Source organism: Nissabacter archeti (genome assembly GCF_018257325.1).
Classification (GTDB): Bacteria; Pseudomonadota; Gammaproteobacteria; order Enterobacterales; family Enterobacteriaceae; genus Chimaeribacter; species Chimaeribacter arupi.
In genome coordinates, this window is sequence record NZ_JAERKB010000014.1 from 53,085 (window position 1) to 66,874 (window position 13,790).

The following is a 13,790-nucleotide window of genomic DNA, read 5'->3' on the forward strand; positions in this document are numbered from 1 at the left end:
CGCTTATAACCTATGTTAACGTGACACCCCTGCAAATGGTTATCAGGAGAAACCCATGGATGCTTTAGATCTGCTGTTGAACCGCCGCTCGGCGTCCCGTCTGGCGGCCCCGGCCCCGGCCGGTGAGGTGCTGGAAAATATCATCAAAGCCGGGCTGCGTGCGCCGGACCACGGGGCACTGCAACCCTGGCGTTTTGTGATTGTGGAAAATGAGGGGCTGAGCCGCTTCAGCCAGGTACTGCGCGCTGCCGCCGTGGCGGAAAACCTGGATGAGAAAGGGATTGAGAAGGCTACCCAGGCGCCGTTCCGCGCGCCGATGATCATCACGGTGGTGGCCCACTGCAAAGAGAGCCAGAAAGTGCCGAAATGGGAACAGGTGGTTTCTGCCGGCTGTGCGGTGCAGGCGATGCAGATGGCCGCACTGGCGCAGGGCTTCAACGGCATCTGGCGCTCCGGCCCGTGGACGGAAGATGAGGGCGTGCGCGCGGCCTTTGGCTGTGAAGAGGAAGATGAAATCGTCGGGTTCCTTTATCTCGGCACCCCGCAGCTGAAATCAGCGACCCAGGTCGTCGCGCCGGACAGCAGCCTGTTCGTCAGCTATTTCTGATCCTGCCCGTCCTGGCCCTGCCGCCGGCGGTAAAACCTCTGATAAGCAGGGGTTTCCGCTGGCGAAATGAGCGACCTGTCCCGTGCTTCCGGCTTGCCCCTTACCAACCCGCCTGACAGCCGTTACCATAACGGCCAAGTGACCGATCCTGAAGGAGCTTCAATGACCCTGTCTGCCCTGAGCCTGCCGTTGAAGGCGGCGTCCTGCCGAGTCGCAGGTGCCTGATGCGGCTGTTTATTGCTGAAAAACCCAGCCTGGCGCGCGCCATTGCTGATGTCCTGCCGAAACCGCACCGCCGCGGTGACGGCTATATTGCCTGCGGTAACGATCAGGTAGTGACCTGGTGCGTCGGCCACCTGCTGGAGCAGGCGCAGCCGGATGCCTATGACGGCCGCTACGCGCGCTGGTCGCTGGCGGATTTGCCGATCATCCCGCAAAAGTGGCTGTTGCAGCCGCGCCCGTCGGTAAGCAAGCAGCTCAATGTGATCAAAGGGCTGCTGAAACAGGCGGATGAAGTGATCCACGCCGGTGACCCGGACCGCGAGGGGCAATTGCTGGTGGATGAGGTGCTCGACTATCTGGCGCTGGCCCCGGACAAACGCCGCGCGGTGCGCCGCTGCCTGATCAACGACCTCAACCCGCAGGCGGTAACGCGGGCAGTGGAGCGGCTGCGTGACAACCAGGAGTTCGTGCCGCTCTGCGTCTCGGCGCTGGCGCGCTCGCGGGCCGACTGGCTTTACGGCATCAACATGACCCGCGCCTATACGCTGCTGGGGCGCAATGCCGGTTATGACGGCGTGCTGTCAGTGGGCCGGGTGCAGACACCGGTGCTGGGGCTGGTGGTGCGGCGTGATGAAGAGATTGAGCACTTCGTGCCGAAAGATTTCTTCGAGGTGAAAGCCCATGTGGTGACCCCGGCCGACGAGCGCTTCACCGCCCTGTGGCAACCCAGTGACGCCTGCGAGCCCTATCAGGACGAAGAGGGGCGGCTGCTGCACCGGCCGCTGGCGGAGCATGTGGTGAAACGCATCGGCGGCCAGCCGGCCAACGTCACCGGTTACAGCGACAAACGCGAAGCCGAAACTGCGCCGCTGCCGTTTTCGCTCTCCACGTTGCAGATTGAGGCGGCACGCCGCTTCGGCATGAGCGCCCAGAATGTGCTGGATGCCTGCCAGCGATTGTATGAAACGCACAAATTGATTACGTATCCGCGCTCAGATTGCCGATACCTGCCTGAGGAGCACTTCTCCGGCCGTCAGGCGGTGTTGAAAGCGATTGGCGTGCATGCGGCGGATCTGCTGCCGCAGCCGGCAGTGGACAGCAACCGCCGCAACCGCTGCTGGGATGACAAAAAGGTGGATGCCCACCACGCCATCATCCCGACCGCGCGCAGCAGCGCCGTGTCGCTGAGCCAGGATGAGAGCCGGGTTTACAGCCTGGTGGCGCGCCAGTACCTGATGCAGTTCTGCGCCGATGCGGTCTACCGCAAATGCGTGATTGAGCTGGAGATTGCCGGCGGCAACTTTATCGCCAAGGCGCGTTTCCTGGCCGAGGCGGGCTGGCGGGCGCTGCTGGGGGCGAAAGAGCGTGACGATGAGAACGAGGGCGCGCCGTTGCCGGTAGTGGCGAAAGGGGACAGTTTGCTGTGCGAACGGGGTGAGGTGGTCGAACGCCAGACCCAGCCGCCGCGGCCGTTCACTGACGCGACCCTGCTTTCAGCCATGACCGGCATCGCACGTTTCGTGCAGGACAAAAGCCTCAAGAAAATCCTGCGCGCCACCGACGGGCTGGGCACCGAAGCCACCCGCGCCGGCATCATTGAATTGCTGTTCAAGCGGGCGTTCCTGGTCAAGAAGGGGCGTAACATCCACGCCACCGAGACCGGGCGGGCGCTGATCCACTCGCTGCCGGACATCGCCGCGCGGCCGGACATGACGGCCAACTGGGAAGCGACGCTGACCAAAATCAGTGAGAAGAGCTGCCGTTACCAGGAGTTTATGCAGCCGCTGGAATCGACCTTGCACGCATTGATCCAGCAGGCCAAACAGAATGGGGCATCACCGGCGTTTCGCGGCCTGTCACCGGCACCGTCCGCCGGGAAGGCCCGTAAGCGGCGGGCGGCCAAGCCCGCCAAACCCAAGGAGAGATCATGAAAAACCTCAGCCGGCAGTCTCTTGCCTTCTGTATCGCCGTCAGTGCCGCGTTGGCCCTGCCGGTTCAGGCCCACCGGATGCATGAGCCGGTGCCGGAGACCCAGCCCAGCGGCGGCAATGTGGACGCGATGGTTTCGTTGGATGGCTGGAGCGGGGCAGGCCGCGATACTGCGCCGCCATGCCGCCGCTGCTGCATTTACCAGAATGAGAACTACTCGGAAGGGGCGTTGCTGAAAGTGGACGGCGGCACCCTGCAGTGCACCCGTGACCCGCAGGTGGTCGGCACCAATGACCTGATCTGGCTGCGGGTGAAATAGCCCCCCGCGCCTGAGTCATTTCATGCCGCGTTGCGCCCGGTAGGCGGCCAGCAGCGGCAGGTCCGCCGGCGGCAGGGCGTAACCGGCGGCGGCCTCCGGTGTCACCCACACCAGCGCCTGGTGGCAGGTCGGGCGCAGCTCGCCGCAAAACTGCGGCACGCGCCAGGCGTGCAGCCGGATCAGCCGCTCACCACTCTGCCAGCTCTGGCTCGCGACGAAGCCGCCGATGTCGGCCACAATACCCAGCTCTTCTGCCAGCTCACGCGCCAGCGCCTGCGGCTGGCTTTCACCGGCTTCCACCTTGCCGCCGGGGAACTCCCACAGCCCGGCCTGATCGCGCGAGTCATCCCGCTGTGCCAGCAAAATGGTGCCGTCACGTTCAATGATCGCGGCTACCACATCAATCGGCGTCATGGTGCTCTCCGGGAAAGCCCCGCACCGGCGGGGCAGCAGGCAGGATCAGAGGTCAAAGGTGGCCCAGACCGGCGCGTGGTCGGAGGGTTTTTCCATCGCACGGATCTCATAATCGATGCCGGTGTCGGTGCAGCACGCAGCCAGCGGCGCGTTGGCCATCACCAGGTCGATGCGCAGGCCGCGGTTTTCGTCAAAGCCGCGTGAGCGGTAGTCGAACCAGGAGAAGCGATCGTTCACCTCCGGGTTGGCGGCACGGAAGGTGTCCACCAGCCCCCAGCCGTGCAGACGGCCCAGCCATTCGCGCTCTTCCGGCAGGAAGGAGCACTTGCCGGTGCGCAGCCAGCGTTTGCGGCTCTCTTCGCCGATGCCGATGTCCAGATCGGTGGGGCTGATGTTCATGTCACCCATCACCAGCACCGGGTTTTCACGCGTCAGCTGCTGCTCCAGGTAGCTTTGCAGGTCGCGGTAGAATTTCTCTTTGGCCGGGAATTTGGTCGGGTGGTCGCGGCTTTCGCCCTGCGGGAAGTAACCGTTGATCACCGTCAGCACGCCTTTGCTGGTCTGGAAATCCGCCATGATAATGCGGCGCTGCGCCTCTTCATCATCGGTCGGGAAGCCGCGGCGCACCGCCAGCGGGGCCTCACGCGTCAGCAGCGCCACGCCGTAGTGGCCTTTCTGGCCGTGGTAAAACACGTGGTAACCGTGGCGGCTCACCTCATCCAGCGGGAACATATCGTCATGGACTTTGGTTTCCTGGAGGCCAATCACATCCGGCTGGTGTTGTTGGATAAGGGCTTCAAGCTGGTGCGGGCGGGCGCGCAGCCCGTTGATGTTGAAAGAGATAAACTTCATAGTCGCTGTCGTCTGGTATCAAAAAGTGGCCGAATGGTAGCAGATTGGCGGGCGATGATCACCCGCCGTGCCGCCCGGCATCAGGTCGCCCAGCGATCGTGGTTTTTCGGCTGGTACGCATCCAGGTGGCGCAACAGCACCTCCGGGGATTCGCTCAGGTGCAGCGTTTGCAGGTAGTCATGGCGCACAAACCCCTGTTGCGCCATGTGCAGCAGCAACTGGTTCAGAGGCCGGTAAAACCCGTTGACGTCCAGCAGCCCCACCGGTTTGGCGTGGTAGCCAATCTGCCCCCAGGTCCAGATTTCAAACAGCTCCTCCAGCGTGCCGATGCCGCCGGGCAGGGCGATAAAGCCATCCGCCAGCGCCGCCATCCGCGCTTTGCGGGCGTGCATGTCCGGCACCACTTCCAGCTGGGTCAGTCCGCGGTGCGCGGTTTCCGCTTCCACCAGCCGCTGCGGGATGATGCCGGTCACCTGGCCGCCGGCTTCCAGCACGGCATCGGCCAGCACCCCCATCAGCCCCTTTTTCCCGCCGCCATACACCAGCCGGCGCTTTTGCAGGGCCAGCAGGTGGCCCAGTGCGCGGGCATAGTGGGCATAGGCCGGGCTTACCCCGTCACTGGCCCCGCAAAACACACAAATTGTTTGATGCATACCGACTCCTCACACAAAAGAAGGCTACTTCTCGTTATCATTTATGTAACAAGGCAGAAATATCTTATCTGCTTTCCGGCCGGCTGCCGCCCCCTTTTGTCAGGAATTGTCGGCTGGGTCGCGCAGCGTATGCCCTGCGTGACAGTTGGAAAGCCTGGCTGACCGCGCAGACTCTGCGCCCGGCCTGCCATAGCACCCTGTTTCATAGGGCATAATGGTCAATTGGCCGCCTGAAATAGTGAAAAAATGGTCAGCCGGAGTGATTTATCGAGAAAAGTCGTAAATTGTGTCAACTTTTTGTGACAGATAACTTTTTCCTGTCAGGGTGAAGGAGTATGATGCGCAAAGTGATCCGCAACCTGCTGAAAGGTTAACTGATGCGTTTGGAAGTCTTTTGTGAAGATCGCCTGGGCCTGACCAGGGAGCTGCTCGACCTGCTGGTGTTGCGCAGCATCGATTTACAGGGCATTGAGATTGCGCCGATTGGGCGTATCTACCTCAATTTTGCCCAGCTCGATTTTGATACCTTCCGCGCCCTGATGGCGGAAATCCGCCGGATTGCCGGGGTTACGGATGTGCGTACCGTGTCTTACCTGCCGTCCGAGCGCGAACACCGCGCCCTGCGTGCGCTGCTGGAGTCGATGCCGGAACCGGTGTTCTCCATCGACATGCGCGGCAAAGTGGAGCAGGCCAACCCGGCGGCGCTGGCGCTGTTCGGGCTGGAGGAGGATAAAATCCGCAACCATACCGCCGGCAGCCTGATTGGCGGCTTCAACTTCAGCCGCTGGCTGGAGCAGGAGCGCGCCCAGCCGCAGGCGGAGCGGGTGGTGATCCGTAACCAGGATTTCCTGCTGGATATCACGCCTATCTACCTGGATGACGAAAACCGCCACAATGCCGCGGTCGGCGCAGTGGTGATGCTGAAATCCACCGTGCGCATGGGGCGTCAGTTGCAGGATCTGGCCGTCAATGATGACAGCGAGTTCGGCCATATCGTGGCGGTCAGCCCGAAGATGCGCCAGGTGCTCGACCAGGCGCGCAAACTGGCCATGCTCGATGCGCCGCTGCTGATCATCGGTGACACCGGTACCGGCAAAGATCTGCTGGCCCGTGCCTGCCACCTGCGCAGCCCGCGCGGCAAACAGCCGTTCCTCGGCCTTAACTGCGCCTCGCTGCCGGATGACGTGGTGGAGAGTGAGCTGTTCGGCTACGCCGCCGGGGCTTACCCGAATGCGCTGGAAGGCAAAAAGGGCTTTTTTGAGCAGGCGAACGGCGGCACGGTGCTGCTGGACGAAATCGGCGAGATGTCCCCGCGTATGCAGATCAAACTGCTGCGCTTTTTGAATGACGGCACCTTCCGCCGGGTGGGCGAGGAGCATGAGGTGCATGTGGATGTGCGCGTGATCTGCGCCACCCAGAAAAACCTGGTGGAGCTGGTGCAGCGCGGCGCGTTCCGTGAAGACCTCTACTACCGGCTGAATGTGCTGACCCTGACCCTGCCGCCGCTGCGTGAGCGCCCGGCGGACATCATGCCGCTGACGGAGCTGTTTGTGGCGCGCTTTGCCGATGAGCAGGGCGTGGCGCGGCCGAAAATGGCTGCCGGGCTGGCCAGCTTCCTGACGCACTACGGCTGGCCGGGCAACGTGCGCCAGCTGAAAAATGCGATCTACCGTGCGCTGACCCAGCTGGAGGGCCATGAGCTGCGGCCGCAGGACATCGCGCTGCCGGAGTTTGAAACCGACCTGGCGATGACGGAAGAGGCGCTGAACGGCTCGCTGGATGACATCAGCAAGCGTTTTGAACGCTCGGTGCTGACCCGGCTCTACCGCTCTTACCCCAGCACCCGCAAGCTGGCGAAACGGCTCGGCGTCTCCCATACCGCCATTGCCAACAAGCTGCGTGAGTATGGGCTGAGCGGCAAAAAGCCCGGCGCTGCCGACGAGTAAATAAAAAAAGACAGAAGGTTTCCCTTCTGTCTTTTTTTTCATGCCGGCTGCGGCTTAACGCAGCATCGACAGCACTTGCTCATAGTTCGGCTCAGTGGTGATTTCATCCACCAGCTGGCTGTAGATCACGCGGTCATCTTCATCCAGCACCACGACGGCACGCGCCGTCAGGCCGCCCAGCGGGCCTTCGGTGATGTCCACGCCATAGGCCTGCTTGAAGCTCTCACCGCGCAGGGTAGAGAGGGTCACCACATTGCCCAGCCCCTCCGCACCACAGAAACGGGATTGGGCAAACGGCAGATCGGACGAAATACACAGCACCACGGTATTATCGAAGCTGCTGGCCAGCTGGTTGAATTTACGCACTGAGGCCGCGCACACACCGGTATCAATGCTTGGGAAAATATTCAGCACTTTGCGCTTGCCGGCAAAGTTGCTCAGTGCCACATCGGACAGATCCTTGGCGACCAGCGTAAAGCTGCTGGCCTGCTCACCCGGCTGCGGCAGGGTGCCGGAGACGGGAACCGGGTTGCCCTGAAAATGTACTGTTTGTGTCATGCTGCCATCCTTTTACAAGTATTTAACACCGGCCCTCAGTGTATGCCATCACCTGGATATTGGGTATATAAACTTTTCTAATTAATTGTCTATCCTGTTTTGTTATCCATACTTAAAACAAGACGTTGTGAACGGAGCCGCTATGAGAACCCTGCGTTATTATCCTGAAACCTGGCCGCTGCACACGGCCTTTGTGATCGCCCGCGGCAGCCGTAACGAGGCGCAGGTGGTGGTGGTAGAGATTGAGCAACAAGGATGGCACGGGGTCGGGGAGTGCACGCCCTATCCGCATTATGGCGAAAGCGTGGCCTCGGTGATCGCGCAGATTGCGGCCGTGGTGCCGGAGATAGAGCGCGGCGCAGACCGGCAGGCGCTCCAGCAGTTGCTGCCGCCGGGCGCAGCCCGGAACGCGCTCGATTCCGCGCTCTGGAGCCTGGAGTGCGCCCGGCAGGGCGAGAGCCTCTGGCAACGCACCGGCATTGCGCCGCTGCCGGTGGTGAGCATGGCGCAAACGGTCAGCCTTGGGTCGCCGGAGGAGATGGCCGGCGCGGCGCGGGCGTTGCAGGAGTGTGGGGCGACGCTGTTGAAAATAAAGCTCGACGACCACCTGATTGCCGAGCGGCTGGTGGCGATCCGCGCTGCCGTGCCCAAGCTTTCGCTGATCGTGGATGCCAACGAAGCCTGGCAGCCCGAGGGGCTGGCGGCCCGCTGCCAGTTGCTGGCCGATTTGGGCGTGCTGATGCTGGAACAGCCGCTGCCCGCCGGGAAAGACAGCGCCCTGGCGCACTTCATTCACCCGTTGCCGATCTGTGCTGATGAGAGCTGCCATACCGTGGAGGATCTCCCGGCGCTGGCGGGGCGTTACCAGATGGTCAATATCAAGCTGGATAAAACCGGCGGCCTGACCGCCGCGCTGGCGCTGGCGTCTGCTGCGCGCGCACAGGGGCTGGAGGTGATGCTCGGCTGTATGCTCTGCACCTCACGCGCCATCCGGGCGGCGCTGCCGCTGGCCGCTGGCGCGCGGTTTGTGGATCTCGACGGGCCGACCTGGCTGGCCACCGACGCCGAACCGCGCCTGACCTTTCACTGCGGCAGCATCGACCTCAGCGCCCCCTGAGTCAGTCGTGGCGCAACAGCCCAATCAGCGCCGGGAGGTAACGCTCGCTGGCCTCATCGGCTGAGACCGGCGGCAACTCCACCGTGATGCAGGGCAGGGAGCGCTCACTGCACCAGCTGCCGAAGGAGCCGGGGGTCGGGTAGCCGACGCTCGCCACCATCGGCAGGTCAAAGGCGTGGGAGAGCCACTCCGCCAGCGCGGTGCTGTCCGGGTCTTCAATGCAGGCCAGCGGCTCATGCAATGACACCACCCAGCGCGGGGCCAGCTCATCAATCAGCGCGCAGAGCGCCTGCGTCTCGGGTTCAGACCCCGGCGCGCTGCCGCTGCTCAGCACCACATCGCGCGCGTCGGCATAACTGTTCCAGCGGTAATGCGTCTCCCCCGGTTTCCAGTTCAGCGTCGCGAAATTGCGGTTCAGATCCACCCCGTTGGCATTGGCGCGTAACCCCAGCTGGCAGCCGTCCGGGTTGGCCGCCAGGATCACATGGTGGCGCTGCTGCTCCGGCAGCAGCGAGCGCAACGCGCACGACAGCGCAATCACCGCCGCGGTTTCGTCCCCGTGGGTGCCGGCCAGGATCAGGCCGGTCTCCGGCGTGCTGTAGCTGGCCGGAAACCAGAGCAGCGGCGCGCCCAGGGCAGAACGCCCATACTCCACGCCGGGCAACGTCAGCGGCCCGCGTTCACTGCGTAAACGTAATGAGGTCATGCTGTTATTCTCCAGAAAGCGTGTCTTTCCTATTTACGCCTGTTTGTGTGCCGGTAACAGTTTTTTCTTATGCCTGCGCGGCGGTCCCCCACAGAAAAGTTGCGTTTTCGTGACAGCGGCCGGGGGATTTTGGTTCTGTCAGGGAAAAAGGAGTGATACAACAGTCAATGCAAATAAATCAAACAATTAAGCGGGGTAAAAATTGATGCCAACTTGTCACATTCGCTTTCGCCTCAGCGCTGCTGCCCTGTTGGTGGCATGGCTGCCCGGTGCCGGTGCCGCGGTGGTGCCGCCGGGCACGGCGCTGGCTGAAAAACAGGAGATCGTGCGCCATATCAAGGATGAACCGGCCTCGCTTGACCCGATTAAAGCCGTAGGCCTGCCGGAAGCGCAGGTGGCGCGGGATCTGTTCGAGGGGCTGGTGAATCAGGATGCGCAGGGCAAGGTTACCCCTGGGGTGGCGGTACGCTGGGAAACCCAGGACAACCAGCACTGGACGCTCACCCTGCGCAAAGAGGCGCGCTGGTCAAACGGCGACCCGGTAACAGCACAGGATTTCGTCTACAGCTGGCGGCGGCTGGTGGACCCGGCCAACCATTCGCCCTCGGCCTGGTTTGCCGGGCTGGCCGGGCTGGAAAATGCTGATGCGATCATCGCCGGAAAATTGCCGCCCGGGAAGCTGGGGGTAACGGCGGTGGACGCGCATACGCTGACGCTCCGCCTGACAAAACCGGTGCCGTACTTTATCAGCCTGCTGGCGAATTTCAGCCTGTTCCCGGTGCACCAGGCCACGGTAGAAAAATATGGGGATGACTGGACAAAAGTCGGCAATCTGGTGGGGAACGGCGCGTTTACCCTGCAACAGCGGGTGGTGAATGAGAAACTGGTGCTGGTGCCTAACCCGCATTACTGGGATCACGCCCATACGGTGCTGACCCAGGTGACGCTGGTGCCGATTAATCAGGAGTCCAGCGCCACCAAACGTTACCTGGCAGGCGACATCGACATCACCGAGTCTTTCCCGAAAAACATGTACCGGAAGCTGCTGAAGGACATTCCTGGGCAGGTCTATACCCCTGACCAGCTCGGCACCTACTACTACGCCTTTAACACCCGCCGCGCGCCCACCAATGATGCCCGCGTGCGGCGTGCACTCTCTTACGCCATCGATCGCCGCATCATCGCGGAGAAAGTGCTCGGCACCGGGGAGAAACCGGCCTGGCATTTCACCCCGGATGTCACCGCCGGTTTTCATGCCGACCCCAGCCCGTGGCAGCAGTTAAGCCAGGCGGAGCGCGATGCCCAGGCGAAAACACTGCTGGCGGCGGCAGGCTATGGCCCCGGCAAACCGCTGCACCTCTCGTTGCTCTATAACAGCTCGGAGAACCACCAGAAGATCGCTATTGCGGTGGCCTCGATGTGGAAGAAAACGCTGGGCGTGGAGGTGAAACTGGTGAACCAGGAGTGGAAAGCCTACATCGACAGCCGCAACAGCGGGGATTTCGATGTGGTGCGCGCCTCCTGGGTCGGGGATTACAATGAAGCCTCGACCTTCCTGAGCCTGCTGACCTCGGCGCACACCGGCAATATCGCCAAATTCAGCGACCCGGCCTATGACCGGCTGCTGGACACCGCCAGCCGCCAGACAGACGCCGCTGCCCGCAATGCCGACTACAACCGCGCAGAGCAGGTGATTGCCGACCAGGCCCCGATTGCGCCGATCTACCAATACACCAATGGCCGGTTGATCAAGCCCTGGGTAAAAGGCTACCCGATAACCAACCCGGAGGATGTGGCCTACAGCCATACCCTGTATCTGCTCAAACACTGACCCGGTGCCGGGCCGTGTCACATTCCGTAAGGTTTCTTACCGGCCCATGACCTTGATCCTCAAGCGTCCAACGCTAGAATGGGGCAACAACCGGCGGCACGTGGCCGCCCGGCACGCTTTCTTATGCAGGTGAACGAGTGGATGTAATCAGCGGCAAGCAACTTCAGATCTCCGACGCAGTCTATGCCTACCAACTGGACGGCAAGGGCGGTGCCACCCCGATTGACCCCGCCAGTGAGGTAACCAGCGAGAAACCCTGCTGGATCCACCTTGATTACACGCTGCCGGCCAGCGGGGAGTGGCTCAGCACCACGCCGCTGCTGCCGGACGCCGTGCGTGACGCGCTGGGTGGGGACAGTATGCGCCCCCGCGTCAGCCGGATGGGGGACGGGACGCTGATCACCCTGCGTACCATCAATTTCAATGCCAACTCCCGGCCCGATCAGCTGGTGACCATCCGCGTCTACATCACCGACAAACTGATCGTGACCACCCGGCACCGCAAAGTCTATTCGATTGACGACGTACTCAATGACCTGCAACAGGGCAGCGGCCCGGTGAACAGCGGCACCTGGCTGATTGAGCTGTGCGACGCCCTGACGGCGCACGCCAGCGAGTTTATTGAGGATCTGCATGACAAAATCATCGATATGGAAGATGGGCTGTTGGATCAGCAGATCCCGGAGCGCGGGCAGATGGCGCTGTTACGCAAACAGTTGATCGTGCTGCGCCGCTACATGGCCCCGCAGCGGGATGTGTTTACCCGGCTGGCCAGCGAACGGCTGCCGTGGATGAGCGAGGATGACCGCCGCCGGATGCAGGAGATTGCTGACCGCCTCGGGCGCGGCCTGGACGACCTCGACGCCAGCATTGCGCGCACGGCGGTGCTGACGGATGAGATCGCCAGCCAGATGGCCGATGCGATGAACCGCCGCACCTATACCATGTCGCTACTGGCGATGGTGTTCCTGCCCACCACCTTCCTGACCGGCCTGTTTGGCGTCAACCTCGGCGGCATTCCCGGTGGGGAGTGGCACTACGGCTTCGCGACCTTCTGCCTGTCGCTGATGGCGCTGGTGATTGGCGTGGCCTGGTGGCTGAGACGGCGCAAATGGCTGTAGCCGTTGGCGTGTGATGGCAGAAAATGCAGGCTAAATTGAGCGAAATCAACATTTGTCCGGGCAAAAAGGGGCATTATCCCTCCCGCAGGTGAATGCAACGTCAAGCGATGGGCGTTGCGCTCCATATTGTCTTATTTCTTACGTTTAGAATTACTGCATAGCACAATTGATTCATACCCTGCCGGTCTTTCAGACCGGCTTTTTTTTTGCCGTTTTTCCACGCTTTCCGGCGGAGGCCCGCCTGCAGGCATAAAAAAAGCGCACCGGGGTGCGCTTTTCTGACAGGCAGTCGTGACGGTTATTTGATTTCCAGCACGTTCAGGCGTTCCGCCATCACCGGCTCATCCGCCTCATCCGGCTGCCAGCCTGCCGGCTGCAACGGCAACTCTTCGCGGTCAAACGCCAGATCACCGCCGTCCACCACTGCGCTGCCGTGGCGGATGCCGCGGAAATCAAACAGGGCGTGGTCCGCCAGGTGGGACGGCACCACATTCTGCATGGCACTGAACATGGTTTCGATGCGCCCAGGGTATTTTTTATCCCAATCGCGCAGCATCTCTTTGATCACCGCACGTTGCAGGTTCGGCTGGGAACCACACAGGTTGCACGGAATAATCGGGAAGCCGCGGGCCTCCGAGAAGCGCTCGATGTCTTTCTCGCGGCAGTAGGCGAGGGGGCGGATCACCACATGTTTGCCGTCATCGCTCATCAGCTTCGGCGGCATCCCTTTCAGCTTGCCGCCGTAGAACATATTCAGGAACAGCGTCTGGATCATGTCATCGCGGTGGTGGCCCAGCGCGATTTTCGTGCAGCCCAGCTCGGTGGCGGTACGGTAGAGAATGCCGCGGCGCAGGCGGGAGCAGAGCGAGCAGGTGGTTTTGCCTTCCGGGATCTTCTCTTTGACGATGCCGTAGGTATTTTCTTCAACAATCTTATACTCAACGCCCAGCGCTTCAAGGTAAGCCGGCAGAATATGCTCCGGGAAGCCGGGCTGTTTCTGGTCGAGGTTCACCGCCACCAGGGAGAAGTTGATGGGCGCGCTCTGCTTCAGGTTCAGCAGGATGTCCAGCATGGTATAGCTGTCTTTGCCGCCGGACAGGCACACCATAATGCGGTCACCTTCCTCAATCATGTTGAAGTCCGCAATCGCCTGGCCGACATTGCGGCGCAGCCGCTTCTGTAGCTTATTCAGATCGTATTGTTTTTTTTGAGTAACCACGTCTTTCTCTTGCATCGTTATCGCGCCCGCCCACAGAACGGGGGCGGGGGCCGGGAGTCTGCTGTCAGTAATGCGCTGTATGGTACGGATTGCGGCGACGAATGCCAGCGGGTTTTGTGCTGTGGGGCAGGAAATTGCCCGTGATTTCCCCGCTTACCGCTTATTAGTTACAACATACTTTTGGTGTGCATCCTGATACCGGTGCACACCTGAAAATAAGCGGCGTGTTTCAGGCCACGCAGGCGGGCAGGGCCAGGATGTCATCCGATAAAAAGCAGGCCGACGGGGGCAGCGAA

13 protein-coding genes are annotated in these 13,790 nt (G+C 61.9%); 7 read left to right on the forward strand and 6 right to left on the reverse strand.

Translation table 11 applies throughout. The features are described 5' to 3' along the window. Window positions 1-55: 55 nt before the first annotated feature. The 3 genes from JK232_RS18560 to JK232_RS18570 all read left to right on the forward strand — a co-directional run bounded on the left by JK232_RS18560 (window position 56) and on the right by JK232_RS18570 (window position 3,077). Window positions 56-607 carry an NAD(P)H nitroreductase gene (locus JK232_RS18560; protein WP_072929854.1) on the forward strand — a complete coding sequence of 184 codons (552 nt, stop codon included), beginning with the start codon at window positions 56-58 and terminating at the stop codon, window positions 605-607. Window positions 608-831: 224 nt separating this feature from the next. Beyond that, window positions 832-2,760 carry a DNA topoisomerase III gene (locus tag JK232_RS18565; RefSeq protein WP_072929852.1) on the forward strand — a complete coding sequence of 643 codons (1,929 nt, stop codon included), beginning with the start codon at window positions 832-834 and terminating at the stop codon, window positions 2,758-2,760. Window positions 2,761-2,837: 77 nt separating this feature from the next. Continuing rightward, complete coding sequence (locus tag JK232_RS18570; RefSeq protein WP_079205272.1) at window positions 2,838-3,077, forward strand: DUF1496 domain-containing protein; 240 nt, start codon at window positions 2,838-2,840, stop codon at window positions 3,075-3,077. A gap of 15 nt (window positions 3,078-3,092) precedes the next feature. Here JK232_RS18570 and JK232_RS18575 read toward each other — a convergent pair whose 3' ends face one another. The 3 genes from JK232_RS18575 to JK232_RS18585 form a co-directional block, all read right to left on the reverse strand. Beyond that, window positions 3,093-3,491: a pyrimidine (deoxy)nucleoside triphosphate diphosphatase gene (locus JK232_RS18575; protein WP_101828445.1), complete on the reverse strand. Its 399-nt coding sequence runs from the start codon at window positions 3,489-3,491 to the stop codon at window positions 3,093-3,095. 45 nt (window positions 3,492-3,536) lie between these two features. Continuing rightward, entirely contained in the window at window positions 3,537-4,343 is an 807-nt protein-coding gene (xthA, locus tag JK232_RS18580) for an exodeoxyribonuclease III (protein ID WP_101828446.1), read from the reverse strand. 80 nt (window positions 4,344-4,423) lie between these two features. After that, entirely contained in the window at window positions 4,424-4,996 is a 573-nt protein-coding gene (locus tag JK232_RS18585) for an LOG family protein (RefSeq protein ID WP_072929844.1), read from the reverse strand. Window positions 4,997-5,373: 377 nt separating this feature from the next. Here JK232_RS18585 and tyrR point away from each other — a divergent pair, with 377 nt between their 5' ends. Beyond that, window positions 5,374-6,942, forward strand: coding sequence for a transcriptional regulator TyrR (gene tyrR / locus JK232_RS18590; protein ID WP_072929842.1), 1,569 nt, complete (start codon window positions 5,374-5,376; stop codon window positions 6,940-6,942). A gap of 54 nt (window positions 6,943-6,996) precedes the next feature. Here the strand turns inward: tyrR and tpx are convergent, their stop codons facing one another. Further along, a complete protein-coding gene (gene tpx, locus JK232_RS18595) occupies window positions 6,997-7,500 on the reverse strand; it encodes a thiol peroxidase (RefSeq protein WP_072929840.1) in 504 nt (167 codons plus the stop codon). Window positions 7,501-7,642: 142 nt separating this feature from the next. On the opposite strand from tpx, the gene ycjG reads away from it, so the two are divergent. Next, window positions 7,643-8,617 (forward strand): L-Ala-D/L-Glu epimerase, encoded by a 975-nt coding sequence (gene ycjG, locus JK232_RS18600; RefSeq protein WP_072929839.1) that lies wholly within the window; start codon window positions 7,643-7,645, stop codon window positions 8,615-8,617. 1 nt (window position 8,618) lies between these two features. Here the strand turns inward: ycjG and mpaA are convergent, their stop codons facing one another. Continuing rightward, window positions 8,619-9,323, reverse strand: a complete 705-nt coding sequence (gene mpaA, locus JK232_RS18605; RefSeq protein ID WP_212589566.1) for a murein tripeptide amidase MpaA — start codon at window positions 9,321-9,323, stop codon at window positions 8,619-8,621. 205 nt (window positions 9,324-9,528) lie between these two features. Here mpaA and JK232_RS18610 point away from each other — a divergent pair, with 205 nt between their 5' ends. Both JK232_RS18610 and zntB read left to right on the forward strand, forming a co-directional pair. Then, window positions 9,529-11,154: a peptide ABC transporter substrate-binding protein gene (locus JK232_RS18610; RefSeq protein WP_072929834.1), complete on the forward strand. Its 1,626-nt coding sequence runs from the start codon at window positions 9,529-9,531 to the stop codon at window positions 11,152-11,154. 137 nt (window positions 11,155-11,291) lie between these two features. Further along, window positions 11,292-12,275, forward strand: coding sequence for a zinc transporter ZntB (gene zntB / locus JK232_RS18615; RefSeq protein WP_072929832.1), 984 nt, complete (start codon window positions 11,292-11,294; stop codon window positions 12,273-12,275). 298 nt (window positions 12,276-12,573) lie between these two features. On the opposite strand, the gene ttcA is transcribed toward zntB, so the two are convergent. Further along, window positions 12,574-13,509: a tRNA 2-thiocytidine(32) synthetase TtcA gene (ttcA, locus tag JK232_RS18620; protein ID WP_072929830.1), complete on the reverse strand. Its 936-nt coding sequence runs from the start codon at window positions 13,507-13,509 to the stop codon at window positions 12,574-12,576. Window positions 13,510-13,790 lie beyond the last annotated feature (281 nt).